General features: G+C 71.5%; 14 protein-coding genes and 1 pseudogene. 8 read left to right on the plus strand and 7 right to left on the minus strand.

Annotated elements, in window-relative coordinates:
• Nucleotides 1–894, minus strand: a complete 894-nt coding sequence (locus AB0H52_RS14780) for an alpha/beta hydrolase (protein ID WP_151487921.1) — start codon at nt 892–894, stop codon at nt 1–3.
• 279 nt (nt 895–1,173) lie between these two features.
• Here AB0H52_RS14780 and AB0H52_RS14785 point away from each other — a divergent pair, with 279 nt between their 5' ends.
• The 6 genes from AB0H52_RS14785 to AB0H52_RS14810 all read left to right on the plus strand — a co-directional run bounded on the left by AB0H52_RS14785 (nt 1,174) and on the right by AB0H52_RS14810 (nt 7,902).
• Nucleotides 1,174–1,629 carry a hypothetical protein gene (locus AB0H52_RS14785; RefSeq protein WP_151487920.1) on the plus strand — a complete coding sequence of 152 codons (456 nt, stop codon included), beginning with the start codon at nt 1,174–1,176 and terminating at the stop codon, nt 1,627–1,629.
• The gene (locus AB0H52_RS14790; protein ID WP_151487919.1) at nt 1,622–1,984 is read left to right on the plus strand and encodes a transcriptional regulator; all 363 of its coding nucleotides are present in this window, start codon (nt 1,622–1,624) and stop codon (nt 1,982–1,984) included. The genes AB0H52_RS14785 and AB0H52_RS14790 overlap by 8 nt, the downstream gene beginning before the upstream one ends.
• Nucleotides 1,985–2,041: 57 nt before the next feature.
• Complete coding sequence (locus tag AB0H52_RS14795) at nt 2,042–2,863, plus strand: PIG-L family deacetylase (protein ID WP_151487918.1); 822 nt, start codon at nt 2,042–2,044, stop codon at nt 2,861–2,863.
• A gap of 69 nt (nt 2,864–2,932) precedes the next feature.
• Complete coding sequence (locus AB0H52_RS14800) at nt 2,933–4,321, plus strand: serine hydrolase domain-containing protein (protein WP_357947853.1); 1,389 nt, start codon at nt 2,933–2,935, stop codon at nt 4,319–4,321.
• A gap of 175 nt (nt 4,322–4,496) precedes the next feature.
• Nucleotides 4,497–7,364: a glycosyl hydrolase gene (locus tag AB0H52_RS14805; RefSeq protein ID WP_357947856.1), complete on the plus strand. Its 2,868-nt coding sequence runs from the start codon at nt 4,497–4,499 to the stop codon at nt 7,362–7,364.
• Nucleotides 7,365–7,566: 202 nt separating this feature from the next.
• On the plus strand, nt 7,567–7,902 hold the full coding sequence (locus AB0H52_RS14810; protein WP_151487916.1) for a DUF6223 family protein: 336 nt from the start codon (nt 7,567–7,569) through the stop codon (nt 7,900–7,902).
• 23 nt (nt 7,903–7,925) lie between these two features.
• Here the strand turns inward: AB0H52_RS14810 and AB0H52_RS14815 are convergent, their stop codons facing one another.
• From AB0H52_RS14815 to AB0H52_RS14825, 3 genes are read right to left on the minus strand one after another with little or no spacing between them, the layout of a single operon-like run.
• Nucleotides 7,926–8,588, minus strand: a complete 663-nt coding sequence (locus tag AB0H52_RS14815; RefSeq protein ID WP_151487915.1) for a response regulator transcription factor — start codon at nt 8,586–8,588, stop codon at nt 7,926–7,928.
• A complete protein-coding gene (locus tag AB0H52_RS14820; protein ID WP_151487914.1) occupies nt 8,585–9,727 on the minus strand; it encodes a histidine kinase in 1,143 nt (380 codons plus the stop codon). The genes AB0H52_RS14815 and AB0H52_RS14820 overlap by 4 nt, the downstream gene beginning before the upstream one ends.
• Nucleotides 9,728–9,786: 59 nt before the next feature.
• A complete protein-coding gene (locus AB0H52_RS14825; RefSeq protein ID WP_151487913.1) occupies nt 9,787–10,236 on the minus strand; it encodes a hypothetical protein in 450 nt (149 codons plus the stop codon).
• Nucleotides 10,237–10,322: 86 nt separating this feature from the next.
• On the opposite strand from AB0H52_RS14825, the gene AB0H52_RS14830 reads away from it, so the two are divergent.
• Nucleotides 10,323–13,853 carry a tetratricopeptide repeat protein gene (locus AB0H52_RS14830; RefSeq protein WP_357947861.1) on the plus strand — a complete coding sequence of 1,177 codons (3,531 nt, stop codon included), beginning with the start codon at nt 10,323–10,325 and terminating at the stop codon, nt 13,851–13,853.
• Between the two features lie 77 nt (nt 13,854–13,930).
• Here AB0H52_RS14830 and AB0H52_RS14835 read toward each other — a convergent pair.
• Together AB0H52_RS14835 and AB0H52_RS14840 are read right to left on the minus strand one after the other, a co-directional pair.
• Nucleotides 13,931–14,499: pseudogene (locus AB0H52_RS14835) on the minus strand (nucleotidyltransferase domain-containing protein).
• A complete protein-coding gene (locus AB0H52_RS14840) occupies nt 14,496–15,170 on the minus strand; it encodes a nucleotidyltransferase domain-containing protein (protein WP_357947864.1) in 675 nt (224 codons plus the stop codon). Before AB0H52_RS14840 ends, AB0H52_RS14835 begins: the two are co-directional and overlap by 4 nt.
• Nucleotides 15,171–15,346: 176 nt before the next feature.
• Between AB0H52_RS14840 and AB0H52_RS14845 the strand changes: the two genes are divergently transcribed.
• Complete coding sequence (locus tag AB0H52_RS14845) at nt 15,347–15,796, plus strand: hypothetical protein (protein ID WP_151487910.1); 450 nt, start codon at nt 15,347–15,349, stop codon at nt 15,794–15,796.
• 68 nt (nt 15,797–15,864) lie between these two features.
• On the opposite strand, the gene AB0H52_RS14850 is transcribed toward AB0H52_RS14845, so the two are convergent.
• The gene (locus tag AB0H52_RS14850) at nt 15,865–17,433 is read right to left on the minus strand and encodes an arabinofuranosidase catalytic domain-containing protein (RefSeq protein WP_357947867.1); all 1,569 of its coding nucleotides are present in this window, start codon (nt 17,431–17,433) and stop codon (nt 15,865–15,867) included.
• Nucleotides 17,434–17,552 lie beyond the last annotated feature (119 nt).

Below are 17,552 nucleotides of genomic sequence, written 5' to 3' on the forward strand. Positions count from 1 at the left end.
TCAGACGTCGAGCACCGCCTCGGCGAACGCCTGGGGCGCCTCCTGCGGAAGGTTGTGCCCGACCCCGCCGCCGACGGTCCGGTGCTCGTACTGCCCGGCGAACTGTTTGCCGTAGACGCCGGGGTCCAGGTGCGGCGCGCCGTTGGCGTCGCCTTCCAGGGAGATGCTGGGCACCGTGATCTTCGGCTTGGCCGCCAGACGCTTCTCCCATTCGTCGTACTGCGGCTCGCCGTCGGCGAGGGCCGGCCGCCACCGGTAGTTGTGGATCACGATGTCGACGTGGTCGGGATTGTCGAAGGCCGCCGCGCTGCGTTCGAACGTCGCGTCGTCGAAGGTCCACTTCGGTGAGGCGGTGTGCCAGATCAGTCTGGCGAAGTCGCGCCGGTTCGTGTCGTAGCCCTTCCGGCCGCGCTCGGTGGCGAAGTAGTACTGGTACCACCAGGAGAGTTCGGCCTTCGGCGGCAGCGGCACCGTGCCCGACTTCTGCCCGTCGATCAGGTAGCCGCTCACCGAGACCAGACCCCGGCAGCGCTCGGGCCACAGCGCGGCCACCACGTCGGCCGTGCGCGCACCCCAGTCGAAGCCGGCGAGTTTCGCGGTATCGATGCTCAGGGCGTCCATGAGGGCGATCAGGTCGAGGCCCATGGCCGCCGGCTCGCCGTTTCGCATCGTGTCGGCGGAGCGGAACCGTGTCGTGCCGTAGCCGCGCAGGTACGGCACGACCACCCGGTGGCCGGCATCCACCAGCAGGGGTACGACATCGACGAAGCTGTGGATGTCGTACGGCCAGCCGTGCAGGAGGATCACGGCGGGGCCGTCGGACGGCCCGGCCTCCACGTATCCGACGGTCAGGACGCCGGCGTCGACCTGCTTCACCTCGTCGAACAGTGCCATCCCCGCAGTCCCCTTCCGGCGCTCTTCCCGGTGTCTGCCTGCGATTTCGCGGCCCTCGACAAGCCCAGATCGTAGGGGCGTCCGGACGAGCGTGTCGGGCGATCCGACAAGGAGAGGCCGTGTGGGGGCATCTCCGCCGATTCCCCGTTCTGGGCCGGCCTGCCCGATCAGCAACGCAGCCCGCTCGCGTCCTGTCTGTTCTGGTTCCTCGGCACGCCGCTGCTGTTCGCCGCCATCGGCGTCTGGTATCACCGGCGGTCGCTCACACTGGGCCTGCGGGTGGCCTGGCGGCCATTCGTCGGCACCGGCCTCGGCGTTCTCCTCCTCCTGGCCGTGCTCGCGGCCGTGCCCCGACAGGAACAGCGGCTGGCCGACACCCTGGTCACGAATCCCGACTACTTCTGGCTGGCAGGCCTGCTGACGCCGCTGCTGCCGATCGCGGCGGCGGTGGTGGCCCTCGGCTGGGTCGAGCGCAGCACAGGTCTGCTGGTCGCCGGTGGATGGATAGCGGCCCTCACGGTCTGGCTCTGCGGGTGGTTCCCGATGGGCCGCCTGCCCGGCTGGGCCATCGACGTCCTCGCGGGTGACCTCGCCGCAGCGCTGGACGGGTCGTACTCGTTCGGCGGCCAGCTCGACTGGCGGCCGGGCTTCTGGCTCATCCTGATGGCCCTGCCACTGATCGCCTTCGCGGCGGTGCGTGGTTGGCAGAGCTGGCGGACCGCCCACCATGGCTGACGCCCCGTCACCACCGCCTCATCCGGCGCTCGCGCTGAACGACACCGTGCACCAGCGCGTACGGCTGGCAATCCTGACCATGCTCAGCGAGGCGCGGGAGTGCCGGTTCTCCACCCTGCGCGACGAGCTGAGCCTGACCGACGGCAACCTCAACAGGCATCTGCGGATCCTGGAGCAGGCGAACCTGCTCCAGGTGATCAAGGGGTACGAGGGCCGCCGGCCCGCCACCTGGTTGCGACTGACGCGGGAGGGCCGGGTGGCGCTGCACGCCGAGATCACGGCCCTGGAGCAGCTGGTCGACCGGTTGCGCGGCGCTAACGGGCCGCACCTCGACAGCGACCCGGACGACACCTGACCGCCCCGGTGGTGCTGGCGGCCACCGACCCCCGACCGATCCTCGTAGGCTGACGGCATGGCTGAACAATCCCTGACCCTGATGGCGGTGCACGCCCACCCCGACGACGAGGCGACGAGCACCGGCGGCGTCCTGGCCCGCTACGCGGCGGAGGGGGTCACGACGGTGCTCGTGACCTGCACCGACGGGCGGTGTGGTGACGGCCCGGGCGGTGTGAAGCCCGGCGATCCGGGCCACGATCCGGCCGCCGTCGTGACGATGCGCCAGGCCGAGCTGGAGGCCAGCTGCGCGGCGTTGAAGGTCACGCACCTGGAGACGCTCGGGTACGCCGATTCCGGGATGATGGGTTGGCCGACCAACGACCTGCCCGGCTCGTTCTGGACCACACCGGTGGACGAGGCGGCGGACCGGTTGGCGGAGCTGATCCGGCAGTACCGTCCGGACGTCGTCGTCACCTACGACGAGAACGGCTTCTACGGCCACCCGGACCACATTCAGGCCCACCGGATCACGATGGCCGCCGTCGCGAAGACCGACGTCCCCGCCAAGGTGTACTGGACCACCGTGCCGCGTACGGCGTTCGCGGAGTTCGGCAAGATCATGCAGGAGCTGGGCGTCGAGTGGGCCGAGCCGGACGAGCCGCAGCCGCAGCTCGGTCTGCCCGACGACGAGATCAGCACCTGGGTGGACACACGTGCGTACGGCGCGCAGAAGTTCGAGGCGTTGGCGACGCATGCCAGCCAGACCGAGAACATCTTCTTCCTCCAGCTGGGCCAGGAGCGGTTCACCGAGCTGATGGGCATGGAGACGTTCGTACGGGTCCGGGACACCACCGGCGCACCGGTGCCCGAGGACGATCTCTTCGCCGGCCTCCGCTGACGTCGCGCGGGAGTCGTGGCGGGGGCGTAAGCCCTGTCGTCACGCCCGATCGGGTGACATGATCCTGCCGTGCGTTTCCATCGTCGTTCGATGCTCGGCCTCGGGCTGTCCGCCGCCGCCGCAGCGCTCACCGGCTGCCAGGCGAAGTCCCCGGCGGGGCAGGCCGGGTCGTGGCAGGCCCCGTCGACGGACACGGCCGGCCAGGGTGGAGCCGTGCGCGCCGTCCCGCTGGGTCGCACGGTGGGAACGGTCAGCCAGCGACTGACCGGCCTCCTCACCGTCCACCTGCAACCCACCAGCCAGAATCCCTCGCACCCGGCGTACGCGGGCGCGGTGGCGCTGGAGCTCACCGGCGGGCAGACGAGCGCGCAGGCGACCGTCGGTGAGGCACTGCGCTTCGATGCGGGGCCGGTGCTCCTGCCGGCCGCGCAGCGGGTCCCGATGCGCCCCGACTCGATCTTCGACCTGGCGTCGATCACGAAGGTCTACACGTCGATCCTCGTGCTGCAGCAGGTGGAGAAGGGTCGCCTCGACCTGAACGCGCCGGTGGTGAGCTATCTGCCCGAGTTCACCGGCACCGGCAAGTCGGCCGTCACCGTGGCGATGCTCCTGACGCACACGAGCGGTCTGCCGGTGGGCGCCAGCGGCACCAGCTCCGGCAGTCTCGCCGCGAGGTGGAAGGCGGTGCTGGCCACCCCGCTGGTCAGTGGCGCCGTGCCCGGCCGGGTGTTCCGCTACTCCAGCGTCGGCCTGATGGTCGCCGGCAAGCTTGTCGAGAAGGTCACCGGCCAGACCCTCGACCAGGCGCTGAAGTCCAACCTGGCCGACCCGCTCGGCCTGCGGTGGACCGGCTTCACGCCGAACACCTGGATCAGCAGCGCCGAACGAGCCGCCCGGATGGTGGCCACCGACGCCCGCTCGTCGCGCGGGCTGCTGCGCGGGATCGTGCACGACGACGTCGCCAACCACCTCGGTGGCGTCGCCGGGCACGCCGGCGTCTTCAGCACCGCCCAGGAGGTCGCCGTCATCGGTCAGCTCCTGCTCGACGGCGGCGTCTACGGCGGGCAGCGGATCCTCGCCGAGAGCACCGTGCGGCGGATGCTGACCAACGCCAACGTCGGCCTGCCCGCCGTCGACCCCGAGCGACCGGGTCGCAGCAGCGACCACGGTCTCGGCGTGGTGCTCAACCAGCCCTGGTTCATGGGCCGGCTCAGTCGTCCGACCACCTTCGGGCACACCGGCTTCACCGGCACCTCGCTGCTCGTCGACCCGGCCCGCAGACGCGTGCTCGTCCTGCTCACCAACCGGGCGCACCCCAACTGGAGCTGGGCGAACCCGGACCCGGTCCGTGTCGCCGTGGCCAATGAGCTGGCCCGCTGGGATGACCTGACCGGTCCGCGCACGCGGCCACCGGCCCGACCCGGGGCGGCTACGCCTCCGCCGCCGCCCCGCCGTTAGCCGCCCGGCGGCAAATCGCGACATCAGCACGCAACCGGCCGGACACATTGACGGGGATCTCGGCGTTCGATTACCGTGCCCGATGAGAGAGCGCTCTCTCGATAGACCTTCTCCTCAATTCAGACGCAGGCGTCGATCCCGGCCCCCGCCGGCACCGGCGCGCGATGGAGGTACCATGAAACCTCCCGTCCCCCACCGCCGATGGGCACTGGCCGTCACCACCGCCCTGGCCCTGGTCGTCGGCGGCCTCACCATCCCCGTCAGCGGCCCCGCCGAGGCGGCCCCCGTCGGGGCCGGCAGCTACACCACCACGCCGGTCGGCCCGCTCCCCTCCGGCTGCGGGCCGATGTCCACCAATCCCCGGCAGTTCGCCACCGCCAACGCCCCCGCCGGCGCGGTGCCCACCAACGACTGGTGGTCCTCACTGCTCTGGAAGCGCACCGACTGTGCCTTCAGCGAGCCCCTGCACGCCCACCCCGTCTCGTACGACACCTTCACCGACGGCCTCGGCTTCTCCGCCAACTCCACACCCGCCATCAGCGGCACCGCCACCGGCGTCGGCGAATACCACTACCCGTACGTCCAGGACATCCGGGTCGGCGTGGCCGGGCTCGCCGCGCCACTGGTCAAGGTCGATGGTTGGACCGACTGGACGGTCAGCCCCTACTGGAGCGACGGCACCCGCACCATGCGCGCCACCATCGGCCACGGGCTGCCCTTCGCGTACTTCCAGACCACCGGTGGGAACGCGCAGATCAGCACCGCCGGCACCCCGGAGGTCTGGTCCACCAGCGGTGCCACCATCGGCTTCCGGGTCAACGGCCACGACTACGTCGGGTACGCGCCCAGCGGCGCCACCTGGACCGTGGCGTCCGGCCGGATCACGTCCACCCTGGCCGGTCGGGGCTACTTCTCCGTCGCCCTCCTGCCCCCGACGCCGAGCGCCACGGAACGCGCCGACCTGGCCACCACCTACGGCCGGTACGCGCACGCCCACGTCACCGGCACCCAGGTGTCCTCCGCCTACAACCCGGCGACCAGCGGGCTGACCACCACGTACGCGTTCACCACCACCGCCCGGGAGGGGACCGCCACGCAGACGGTGGTCAGCCTCTACCCGCACCAGTGGAAGTCGCTGAGCGGGTCCACCCCGATCACACCGACCTACCCGTCGGCACGCGGCCGGATGAAGGTGCTCACCGGCATCAACCAGTTCCGTACCGCCATGAAGTTCCAGGGTGTCCTGCCGGAACTGCCGGCCGTCGGTGACGGCAGCGGCGCCGACCTGGCGACCCTCACCGGCCACCTGGCCGCCGCCCGCTCGAACCCGATGGACCAGCGGGGCGGCGACACGTACTGGACGGGCAAGGGCCTGGGCCGGGCCGCCCGCCTCGCCGAGGTGGCCGACCTGGTCAACGACACCACGACCCGCGACAGCGCGCTGAACGCCATCCGCAGCACGCTCACCGACTGGTTCACCGCGTCCAGCGGCAAGACCAGCAAGGTCTTCTACTACGACAACAACTGGGGCACCCTGATCGGCTACCCGGCGTCGTACGGCTCCGACCAGGAGCTCAACGACCACCACTTCCACTACGGCTACTACATCGCCGCCGCGGCGACGCTCGCCAAGTTCGATCCGGCGTGGGCCGCCACCAGCCGCTACGGCGGCATGGTCGACCTGCTGATCCGCGACGCCAACAACTACCGGCGCGACGACACCCGCTTCCCCTACCTGCGTGACTTCGACATCTACGCCGGGCACGACTGGGCGTCCGGGCACGGGTCGTTCGGCTCCGGCAACAACCAGGAGTCCTCGTCGGAGGGGATGAACTTCGCCAACGCCCTCATCCAGTGGGGGCAGGTCACCGGCAACACCGCCGTGCGCGACGCCGGCGTCTTCCTCTACACCACGCAGGCCGCCGCCATCCAGGAGTACTGGTTCGACGTCAGCGACCAGAACTTCCCCGCCGCCTTCGGGCACTCGACGGTCGGCATGGTCTGGGGCGACGGCGGCGCGTACGCCACCTGGTTCAGCGGCGAGCCGGAGATGATCCAGGGCATCAACCTGCTGCCCGTCACCGGCGGACACCTGTACCTGGGCAACAACCCGGCGTACGTGCGGACCAACTACGCCGAACTCGTCCGCAACAACGGTGGGCAACCGACGGTGTGGCAGGACATCCTCTGGCAGTTCCAGGCCCTCGGCGACGGCGACGCGGCGCTGGCGAACCTGCGGGCGAACCCCGGCTACACACCCGAGGAGGGGGAGAGCCGGGCACACACCTTCCACTGGATCCGCAACCTCGCGGCGCTGGGCACCGTCGACACGACGGTCACCGGCAACCACCCCCTGTCGGCGGTCTTCGCGCGCAACGGCGCGCGCACCTACGTGGCGTCCAACCCGACCGCGTCGCCGGTCACGGTGACGTTCTCCAACGGCACCACGCTCACCGTGGGTGCCGGAAAGACGGCCACCACCGGGGCGTACACCTGGAGTGGCGGTAACGCGGCCGGCGGCGTCCCTCCGACGACGCCGACGGACCCGCCGCCGACGACCGACCCGCCGCCGTCCTCCGGCGGCCCGACGCGGTACCTGCTGCCCGGCGGTGGTCTGGGCACCGCCGGTGGCGCGGCCACGACCACGGTCGCGGCCGCCAACGGAAACCACGACGGTACGCCCACCAACCCGCAGGTCTTCACCGCGACCGGGCTCAACCTCGCCTACTCCGGCGCGCAGACCACGTTCGACCTGTTCGTGGACGCCGGGTCGGCGGTCGGTAACGGCGTGCAGGTGCGGGTCTCCTACGACCTGACCGGCAACGGCAGCTGGGAACGGACCGAGACGTGGCGCTACTTCGCCACCGACCCGGTCCCCGGCTACGAGAACTACACCCAGAACGCCGGCCTCGCCTCGGCCACCGGCTCGTTGGGCACGCTGAGCAACGGCACGGTCCGGGTGGAGGTCTGGTCGGCGATCGGCAACAACCCCAGCACGCTGGGCGTCGGCAACCAGTCGGTGCTCCGGCTCCCGTACTCCTGATCGGTCCCGCCCGCGCCGCCGCCGGTCGAGGTACGGCCGGCGGCGGCGCTCGCTCGCGGCCACCGACACAACCGGGGTGGTGCGTCGCGTCGGACGCGTACGACCCCGGTGGTACGCCCTTCGGCAACTCCGGCCGGACGACCGGTGACCCCGCGGCTCCATACGCTGCACCGGCACCGTCCGTGAGCGAAGGGAAACCCCCATGTACGACTCGCACCTGCTCGCCGCCGCCAGCGTCACGACCATGAGCGCCGGACGTCTCGGCGCCTCCGTGGCCGCCGTGCTGGGCCTGGCCGGCGTGATCATCGGCGGGCTCGCGTTGGCCCGCACCGGCACCGGCAACGCGCGGCTCCGAGCCGTCGTGGCCCTGACGGCGGGGCTGGTCGGCGTCGCCCTCGGTGGCCTCGTCGTGGCGACCTCCGACAGTGGCATCGGCACCGGCAACGGTCGAGGCGGCGCCTTCGTGGCCCTGGGGGTCGGGTCGGTCGGCATCGTGCTCGGCGGGCTGGCGTTGGCCCGCGCCCGCCGCGCCGGCTGACCGCCCCCGCGGCGAGGTCGCGGTCAGTCCCGGGTGAGCCAACCGGGAACGGTCAGCCCCGACTCGTACGCGAGGATCACCAACTGGGCCCGGTCGCGGACCTGTGCCTTGGTCATGATCCGGCTGACGTGCGTCTTCGCGGTGGCCGGGCTCAGCACCAGCCGTGCCGCGATCTCGTCGTTGGACAGACCGGCCGCGACCAGCGCCATGACCTCGCGTTCCCGGTCGGTGAGCGCGCTCAACCGCGGGCCCGGGTCCGGATGCCGGACCCGGGCGGCGAACTCGGAGATCAGCCGGCGGGTGATCGACGGTGCGATCAGCGCGTCGCCCCGGGCCACCACCCGCACCCCGTGGATCAACTCCGCCGGCTCGGTGTCCTTCACCAGAAACCCACTCGCGCCGGCGCGCAGCGCGCCGTAGACGTAGTCGTCCAGGTCGAACGTCGTCAAGATGATCACGCGAATGTCGGAACTCGCGACGATCTCGCGGGTCGCCGCCAGGCCGTCCAGCCCGGGCATCCGGATGTCCATGAGGACGACGTCCGGGCGCACCCACCGGGCCTGCCGCACCGCCTCGGCGCCGTCGGCGGCCTCACCGACCACCTCGATGCCGTCCTCACCCTCCAGGATCGACCGGAACCCGGCGCGCACCAGGGTCTGGTCGTCGGCGAGCAGGACCCGGATCACGCCGGCACCCCCGCCGGTACGGTGCCGCGGCGCAGCGGAAGGCGGGCGCGCACCCGGAAGCCGCCGTCCGGGTCCGGGCACGCGGTCAGCGATCCGCCCAACGACCGGGCCCGCTCACCCATGCCGAGGATCCCGTTGCCGGGCGGCCCGGCTGAGCCGCTGCCGTCGTCGTCGACCTCGACCAGCACGTCGTCCCCATCGGGTCGGACCCGGACCAGCGCGGCGGACGCGTCCGCGTGCCGGGCCACGTTGGTGAGCGCCTCCTGGACGATCCGGTACACCGCCAGGTCGACCTCCGGCGGCAACGGCCGGGTCTCGGTCACCTCGACCTGGATCGTCAACCCGGACCCTGCGGCCACGCTCACCAACTCGTCGAGACGGTTCAGGCCGGGCACCGCGGCGGGTGTCTCGCTCTCCTGCCGCAGGACGTCCAGTGTCGCGCGCAACTCGCGCAGGGTCTCCTTGCTCGTCTGCTTGATCGCGGTGAGCGCCTGCACGGACCGGGCGGGATCCGGACGGTGCAGCGCGGCGCTCGCCTGCACGTTGATCAGCGAGAGGTGGTGGCCGAGCGCGTCGTGCACCTCACGCGCGATGCGCAGCCGCTCCTCGGTGGCCCGGCGACGGGCCTCCTCCCGCATGCCCTGTTCCGCCTCGAACACCCGGGCCCGCGCCTCCGCGACGTACGCCCGGCGGTTGCGGGTGACACCGACGATGACCGCGACGAGCCACCCGGCGTGCAGCAGCGTCGCCCCGTTGGAGGTCGGCCCGGCCCGCCCGGCGCCGTCCGCGACGGCGAAGGCGACCACCGAGGCGGACCCGAGCCCGATCGCCACCGCGAGATGACCCTCGTCGACCACGGTGTAGAGCGCCACGACGAAGACCAGCATGATCGGTCCCGGCCGGTGCAGCAACGCACCGTACGCGCCGACGGCCGCCAGCGCCGCCACACCCACCCACACCGGATGGCGGCGGCGCAGGTACAGCGCACCGGACGAGACCAGCACGACCAGCAACGCCAACCGGTCGGCGGTGGTGTCGACGCCCTCCGACTGCACCAGCAGGCCGACGAGCGCGACCAGGCCGACCACGAACACCACGGCCACGTTCGCAGCCCGGCCCTGCCATCGCGAGCTGGACATACGCCGAAGCCTAGCCGTCGACGGCCGGACCCGATAAGGGCCGAACCGAGGTCTCGCCGTCAGGGTGTGATCGCCGGCGGGGCCGACCGGTCCGGGTCGGCGTCCGGGTCGTCCGGCGAGGTGCCCACCGCCGGGTCCGTCGCGCCGAGCAACCGCTGGACGGCCTCGTGTACGGTCCGCTCCGCGACGTTGTCGCCACTGATCTCGATCCGCAACGGGTCCGCACCGGCCCGCCACGCGGTGAGCGTGAGCGACCGGCGCCGGTCACGGCCGAGCCACAGCCGGAAGACCGTCACCGCACCCGCCACCACACTCGGTCCGCCGAGCGCGATCACCAGGTCCGTCCACTGTCCCTTCTGCCCCACCGCCGGGGTGTCCTCCTCGGTCACCCGCAGACCGTCGACCTCGCGCAGGTCGGCGACCAGCTCGGCGGTCGCCGCCTGCAGCGGCTCGTCCGCGGGCGTGAGCGTGGAGAGTGCGGGGAGCAGCATGATCCGGTTAGCTGGCACGAGAGGAGCCTCCAGACTGACGGCGGTGCTCTGCCGGTAGCCGTAGGGTAAGACCTCGTCGGAAAACCGCGAGCCGGGAGCCGCCGATGTACCGGGCACTTCTCGTCTGCAACTCCGTGTACGAGGCCGACCCGAGGCTGCACTCCCTGCACGGCCCACGTACCGATGGCCGACTGCTGGGTGCCGCGTTGACCGACGACGAGATGGGCATGTTCGCCACCGCACAGGTGACGATCCTCTTCGACGCGTCCCGCAGCGAGATCGCGGAGGCCGCCAACCGGTTCTTCAGCGACGCCGAGCCGGACGACGTGGTTCTCTTCTACTTCAGCGGGCACGGCCGCAGCCGCAACCAGAAGCTGTACCTCTGCGCCCGGGACACCGTGGCCGGTCTACTGCCCGGCACCGCGGTCTCCAACGACACGCTCAACGACATCATCGGCGACTCGGTGGCCCGCGCCAAGGTGATCGTCCTGGACTGCTGTCACAGCGGCGCGTTCAAGGGACCGGTCGCGGTTGAGCGGCTGTTGGCAGGCAAGGGCCGGTTTGTCCTCACCGCCACCGCCGCGTTCGAGTCGGCCGCCGACGCCGATGGTGACGACCTGCCGAGCCCGTTCACGAGCGCGTTGGTGAACGGGCTGCTGCACGGCGCCGACGACAAGGACGGCGACGGCGCCGTCGACCTCGCGGACCTGTACGCGTACCTGCAGGGCGCATTGCACGGCTCGTCGGAGCCTCGGCACCGGTTCGACGGGTTCGGCAACGTGCCGATCGCCCGCAGACCCGTGCCGGCGGCCGACGAGATTCCGGAACAGCGACTGTCGTCCGGCAGCCTCTCGGCGTCTGCCGACGAGGCGGATCACCCGTTCCTGGACGGCACGACCTCCGCCACCGTCCTCAGCCCGCGGCGGGTCAGCCGCTTCCGGTCGGCCATGCGTAGGGACGTGGGCCGACCGGTGCCGCGTCGAGGGTCCGCGGCCGACTTCATGCGGGCCGCCCTGTTGATGCGCGAGGGCCGCCTGACCAGGGCCGGCGCGCTGTTGTTCGGCGAGGACCCGACCGCCGTGGTGCCCACCGCCACCGTCCAGTGCACCCATTTCCACGGTCCGGGTAAGGACGCGCCGATGGACAAGCGCACCCTGGGTGGGACGATCCCCGAGCAGATCACGCAGGCACGCGACTTCGTTGCCGACCTCGCCCAACTCGGTGAGGCGCCGACCGCGGACGGGGCGGTCACCGAGCGGGTGTACCGCTACCCGATGATCGCCGTCCGGGAGATCATCGCCAACGCGCTCGTGCACCGCGACTATCAGCATCGTGAGATGTGCGTGCACGTCCGGGTCTTCTCCGACCGCATCGAGGTGACCAGTCCGGGCGTCTGGAGCGGCGCCGACCTGGCCGACGGCGAGCGACAGCCGCTCAGTGAGCTGCGCGGCGAGTCGCGCCAACGCAACTTCTGGCTGGCTCACGTGCTGAGCTGGAACAAGCTGGTGGAGAGCGAGGGCGCCGGAATTCCGCGAGCCGTCCGTGACTGCCACCAGCACGGCTCCGCCGAACCGGTCGTGGTGCGCTCCGGGGAGGCCGTCACCGTCACGATCTTTCCCCGCGCGCCGCTGACACACGACTCCCCGCAGGCGTTGGTGGACAATCTGCCACTCGGCTCGGCCGTGTTCGAGGGCCGCAACGTCGGAGTGCTCGCCGAGGCGTTGCTCCGGGCCGGAGGCAACTCGGTTGTCGGCCGAGCGGCGGTGTACGGACTCGCCGGCATCGGCAAGACCGAACTCGCTCTGCGGTACGCGCACACGTTTCGCGACCGGTACCGGGTGGTCTGGTGGATTACCGCCGACACACCGCAGAACATCGACCTGGGCCTCGCGGCGATGAGCACCCGGCTGCATCCGGTCGGGACACTCGCCGACGCGCAGGTGTGGGCCGTGGACTGGTTGCAGAACAACCTCGACTGGCTGCTGATCCTCGACGACGTCCAGGACGTCACCGATGTGGAGCCGCTGCTCGGCCAGCTCACCGGCCGGGGCGAGGTGGTGATCACCACCCGCCGCAGTCTCGGTGTGGCCCGGTGGGCACGACTCGGCCTGACCTCGGTGCGACTCGACGCGCTGGACCGTGCGGCGAGCGTACGGATGCTCACCCGACTGACCGGCCTGGACGACGAGCACGGCGCCGGACGGCTCGCCGACGAACTGGGCGGGCATCCGTTGGCGCTGGAGCAGGCGGCCGCCTACCTCGGCCAGCACGCCGGCATGAGCTTCGACGACTACCACGACCTGTTGACTCACCGGTTCGGCACGGTGACCGCGGACGCCGGCGAGGGCGGTTCGCGGGGTCGAACCGCCGCCCAGGTGTGGCGGGTCAGCATGGGCGCGGTGACGGTCCGGTCACCGTTGGCCAGCCAGGTGTGGGGCGTGCTCGCCTGGCTGGCGCCCGACGCGTTGCCCGAGGATGTCCTGCTGCCGTTGACGCGATCCGGGCCGGCGCTCGGGGACGCGTTGGCGCTGCTGGCCTCGTACAGCCTGGTGAACCGCGCCGACGGCCTGGTCAGCTCGCATCGCCTCGTGCAGGCTGTCGCCCGCTCGGAGCAGACGTCCGGCGAGGACGATGCCGGGGCGGCCGCGCTCGCCGCGACGGTCCTACGGTCCGCGATCCCGGCCGACCCGATCGCCAACGTGGCCGGATGGCCACGCTGGAACCTCCTGCTGCCGCACATCGACGCGCTGCTCGACAACTCGGGACCTCTGCGCCTCACCCCCGACCTGCTGTACGCGGTGGAGCAGGCGGCCACGTACCGGCTGTTCCAAGGGCAGGTTCCGGCCGCGATCACCCACTTCGAGCAGGTCGTCGCCGGGCGGCGCCGGATGCTCGGCGACGAGCACCCGGACACGCTGACCTCCCGGCACAACCTGGCCTCGGCCTACCAGACGGCGGGGCGGGTCGACGAGGCGATCGTCCTGCACGAGCACGTCCTCTCCGTCTACCGGCGGATGCTCGGCGACGAGCATCCGGACACGCTCGCCTCGCAGAACAACCTGGCCCGCGCGTACCAGTCGGCCGGCCGCGCCGAACAGGCGATCGAGCTGCTGCTACGGGTGTTCACCGCATCCCGCCGGGTGCTCGGCGAGGACCATCCGGACACGCTCGCGTCCCGCAACAACCTGGCCCTCGCGATCGCCGACGAGGGGCGGCTGCCTGAGGCGTTCACCCTGCTCGAGCAGGTCCTCGCCGACCGCCGCCGGGTCCTCGGCGACGACCACCCGGCGACGCTCGCCACGCGACACAACCTCACGTACATCCTGCAGCGGCTGGGGCGGCTCGACGAGGCGGCCACCGAACTTCATCGCGTGCTCGCCGACCGTCGCCGGGTCCTCGGCGACGATCACCCCGACACGCTCGGCACCCGCAGCGCTCTCGCGCTCGTCCTCGCCGCCGCCAACCGCCCGGACGAGGCGATCCGGCTGCTGGAGCAGCTCCTCACCGACCAGGAACGGGTGCTGGGCGAGGACCATCCGGGCACCCGCGGCACCGCTGCCACCCTCTACCAGCTCCGTAGCGATGACTCACCGGATCATCCCCGCGCCGGTCCGACGAAGATCTGGACGATCTGAGCACCGATCGGCCGAGGCGGACAGCGAGCACCGCACAGCCCTGCTCGGACCTCGACCGACCAGGGCTGTACGCGAGCTCAGCCCAGGCGGGTACGGACGACCAGGTCGTGCAGCGCGGCCACGGCCGCCGGGTCGGCGTGCTCGGGCAGCGTCGAGGCGTCCCGGGCCGCCTCCAGCTCGGCGCGGAGTCGGGGTACGTCGACGGCGAGTCGCTGCGCGGCGCCCGCGGGGAACGGCCCGTGCTCGGCCTCCCGTTTGGCGGCGATGAGGTCCGGCACGTATGCCAGACCGGTCCCGAGCACGTTGAGGTCCGTCTCCAGGTGGCCGGTGCGCATCAGGTTGGGGACAGCAACTGCTCCAGGACGTACCCGTTGCGGCTGTTCAGCAGGGTGGCGAACTTCAGCAGATCGTGACTGACCACGTCCAGTTCCACGCCGTCGCGCACGCCGGTGTGTTGCAGCGTCTGCGGTCCGGTGCGCAGACCGACGACCTCCGCCGGCGCCAGCAGGTGCGCGGCGCGCAGGTCCAGGTCCGAGTCGACGGACGCGAACCCGTACAGGTGCGCGCCGCTGACCGCGGCGAACAGCAGGGGGCGGGGCAGCCCGCGGGCGACCTCCGCGGCCCACGGCGGCACGTCGAGGGTCACCGCAGGTTCCTTTCTCGTACGACGGCGAGCAGCCGATCCACGGCGTCCCGGTCGGGTTGTTCGGGCAGGATGCTGTCGGCGGCGGCGTCGGACAGGTCGGCGAACAGGTCCGCGGCCCAGGCGGTCACCGCCGTCCAGGCCAGGTCGCCCCGCCGCACCGCGAGCAGCTTGTCGCGCAGGTGCCGCACGTCGACCAGGATCTCCCCGGTGCGCAGGGCGTGCGCCCCGGCGGTCAGCAGCCGGAGCATGTGCATGGCCTGCTTGTGATTGATCTCGCCGGTACGCTCGCGGCGTGCGGCCACCCGGTCGAGCTGGTCCCGGGCGTAACCGCCGTAGGTCTGGGCGAGCCGCTGGGACAGGAACGCCTGCCGCTGCGCGAGCAGCAGGTCCCCGTCCGCGGTGACCGACTCGATCAGCGGGGACCAGAGCGCCTCCAGCACTGTCGGGTTGCCCTGCAACGCCAGCGCGCAGAACCGCTCGAACTCCCAGGAGAACTGTTCCGGCGCCGGCCCGTCCAGGTGGGTGGGCGGCTTGTCGAGGTGCCAGAACGCGCGGGTCGGGGCGACGTACACGCCGCGCCGGTCGACGTCGGAGCCCGGGCCCTCCAGCCCGTACGCCCGCGAACCCACCACGACGGCGAGGACGGTGTGCCGCTCCACAAGATCCATCACGACCGGCAACACTACGCATCCACGGCCCCGCCCGGGTGCGCATTTTCGGCGGGCCGGCCGCCGACGGTCGGCCGGTGATCGATCAGGAATCAAGAAGCGACCGAGAGCCGCCGGGCCTAGCCTTTTCCCAGGTAGCCGGCATCACGCCGAGCCTTGCAGCGAGAGGGAGCCCGAGCATGGCCGCACAGACTTCGACGACCGGGTCCGACGGTTTCACCGCCGAGGAGCGCGCCGCGATGAAGGAGCGCGCCGCCGAGCTGCGCGCCGAGGGCAGGAAGGGCGCCAAGCGGGCCGACGGGCTGCAGGCGGTCCTCGACCGGATCGCGCAGATGGAGCCGGAGGATCGCGCGCTCGCCGAGCGTGTGCACGTGACGGTGACCGCCGCCGCCCCGGACCTGGCACCGAAGACCTGGTACGGGATGCCCGCCTACGCGAACGAGGACGGCAAGATCGTCGTCTTCTTCCAGGACTCCGGCAAGTTCAACTACCGGTACTCGACGCTGGGATTCCAGGACACGGCCAACCTCGACGACGGCGACCTGTGGCCGGTGGCGTACGCGCTGCAGAAGTGGAGCCCCGAGGTGGAGAAGCGGGTCGTCGCACTGGTGCGGGCCGCGATCTCCTGACCGGCGGCGCGTACACCGGCCACCACCGGCGTGCGGTGGTGACCGGCGTACGCCTTGGTCGGCCGGGGTCAGCGATAGCCGGCGCTGACCACGTTGGCCTGCACCGCGTTCTCGGTGGCGTCGGTGGGGTAGCCGGCGACCATGGCCCCCTCGTAGAACGTGCCGGCGCTCAGGTTCGCGCCGCCGTCGGGCTTGCAGCAGTCACCGCCACTGCCCAGGATGATCGCGCCCTGCTTCTTCATCGGGCTGTATCCCGGCGGGAGTGAGCCGTCCCAGAGGGTGTAGAGGCTGCCGGACTGGGCGTTGCTGCCCTTGATGGCGAAGCGGCTCGTGCCGTTGTTCTTCAGCGTCGCGGTCACGAACTTGCTGGTGAAGGCCCGCTGGTTCGGGTTCCAGGAGCTGCTTCCGCCGGGGAACAGGCCCCACTCCAGGTCCGCCTGGACCCAGGGTCCGGTGCCGGAGCAGCCACCGAACCAGCACTGCGTGCCGAAGTTGATGGCGTCCATCGCCCCGGCGGCGTCGGCCTTGCGCGTCGTCTCGCTGTTGCCGTAGTCGAAGCAGCAGCCGCTGTTGACGTGGGTGCCGCTGGTCACCATGTACATGCCCTCGGGTGCCGCGCCGGTCGGCACCCCGGTCAGGTGTCCGTCCCGCCAGTAGCTGTTGCCGGGGTTGATGTAGAGCGAGTACGCCTTGGCGCCGCCCACGGTCAGCGACTCTGAGGTGGCGATCGCCGGCCTGCTCTGCGGTGAGCCGGGCACCACGCTCGACCCCTGGTACCAGAGGTCGTTTCCGCGCCCGGACTGGTCGAAGACGACCGTGACGACGCAGGTCGTGCCGGCGCAGAACGAGTCCTGTGTCGCCGCGTTGGCGGTGCCGCCGGTACCCGTGAGCCCGATGTTGCGGGTCGTGTTGTCCGACGAGCGGCGGACCTGGTACAGGTTGCCCGCGTACGCCTCGTAGAGCGCCCGCGTCGTGCTGTGCGCCGCGATGCACGGGGTGCCGCCGGAGGCGTAGATGTCGCACGGACGCGCACCGGTCGGCGGGTTGGTCGGCGGCGCGGTGGTGGTCGGCGAGGCCCACTGCTGGTTGCTGCCGCCGTTGCAGGCCCAGAGGATGACCTTGGTGCCGTTCGCGGTGGCGGCGCCGTTGGCGTCGAGGCAGAGCCCGGACTGCACGCCGGTGATGGTGCCGTTGCTGTTGACGTTCCACTGCTGGTTGGTCTGGCCGTTGCAGTCCCAGATGATCGCCTGCGTGCCGTTGGTGGTGCCTCGGCCCGAGGCGTCCAGACACTTGTTGCCGTACACCGTGAGCTGCCTGCTCGACGTCCAGGTCCAGGTCTGGCCGGCAGCGCTGTTGCAGTCCCAGAGTTGCGTCTGGGTGCCGTTGGTGGAGCTGGAGTTGGGCACTTCGAGGCAGCGGCCGGACGCGGTACCGATGATCGGGGTGCTGCGCCCGGGCTCGATGGCGGCCGCCATCGGCGCGGCCTCGGCGGTCGGCGCCAGGGCACCGGGGGCGGCGCCGATGCCGGCGAGGACGCCGACCAGGGCACCCGCCAGAGCGGTCAGGCGTCGGGCGCGTTGGCGCCTCGGGATGGGTTCGCGGGCCTTTCCTGGCCCGCCGGGGGACGGGGTTCGCACGAGGTTGCTCCTCGGGGTCGTGGAAGCGCGGGGGCTTGTCGACGCGCCACGGGCGGTGGTGGGGGCGACGAATCGATTCGCAGCGATCGTATGTTCACGCTCACATTGAAGTCAACGAA

Source organism: Micromonospora sp. NPDC050695 (assembly GCF_040654415.1).
Taxonomy (GTDB): Bacteria; Actinomycetota; Actinomycetes; order Mycobacteriales; family Micromonosporaceae; genus Micromonospora.

What these genes read in the sequence shown, in the direction of transcription:
- AB0H52_RS14795 (WP_151487918.1), top strand. Translation starts at nt 2,042, where the DNA reads ATGGCTGAACAATCCCTGACCCTGATGGCGGTGCACGCCCACCCCGAC.
- AB0H52_RS14790 (WP_151487919.1), top strand. Translation starts at nt 1,622, where the DNA reads ATGGCTGACGCCCCGTCACCACCGCCTCATCCGGCGCTCGCGCTGAAC.
- AB0H52_RS14820 (WP_151487914.1), bottom strand. Translation starts at nt 9,727, where the DNA reads ATGTCCAGCTCGCGATGGCAGGGCCGGGCTGCGAACGTGGCCGTGGTG.
- AB0H52_RS14845 (WP_151487910.1), top strand. Translation starts at nt 15,347, where the DNA reads ATGGCCGCACAGACTTCGACGACCGGGTCCGACGGTTTCACCGCCGAG.
- AB0H52_RS14805 (WP_357947856.1), top strand. Translation starts at nt 4,497, where the DNA reads ATGAAACCTCCCGTCCCCCACCGCCGATGGGCACTGGCCGTCACCACC.
- AB0H52_RS14780 (WP_151487921.1), bottom strand. Translation starts at nt 894, where the DNA reads ATGGCACTGTTCGACGAGGTGAAGCAGGTCGACGCCGGCGTCCTGACC.
- AB0H52_RS14810 (WP_151487916.1), top strand. Translation starts at nt 7,567, where the DNA reads ATGTACGACTCGCACCTGCTCGCCGCCGCCAGCGTCACGACCATGAGC.
- AB0H52_RS14830 (WP_357947861.1), top strand. Translation starts at nt 10,323, where the DNA reads ATGTACCGGGCACTTCTCGTCTGCAACTCCGTGTACGAGGCCGACCCG.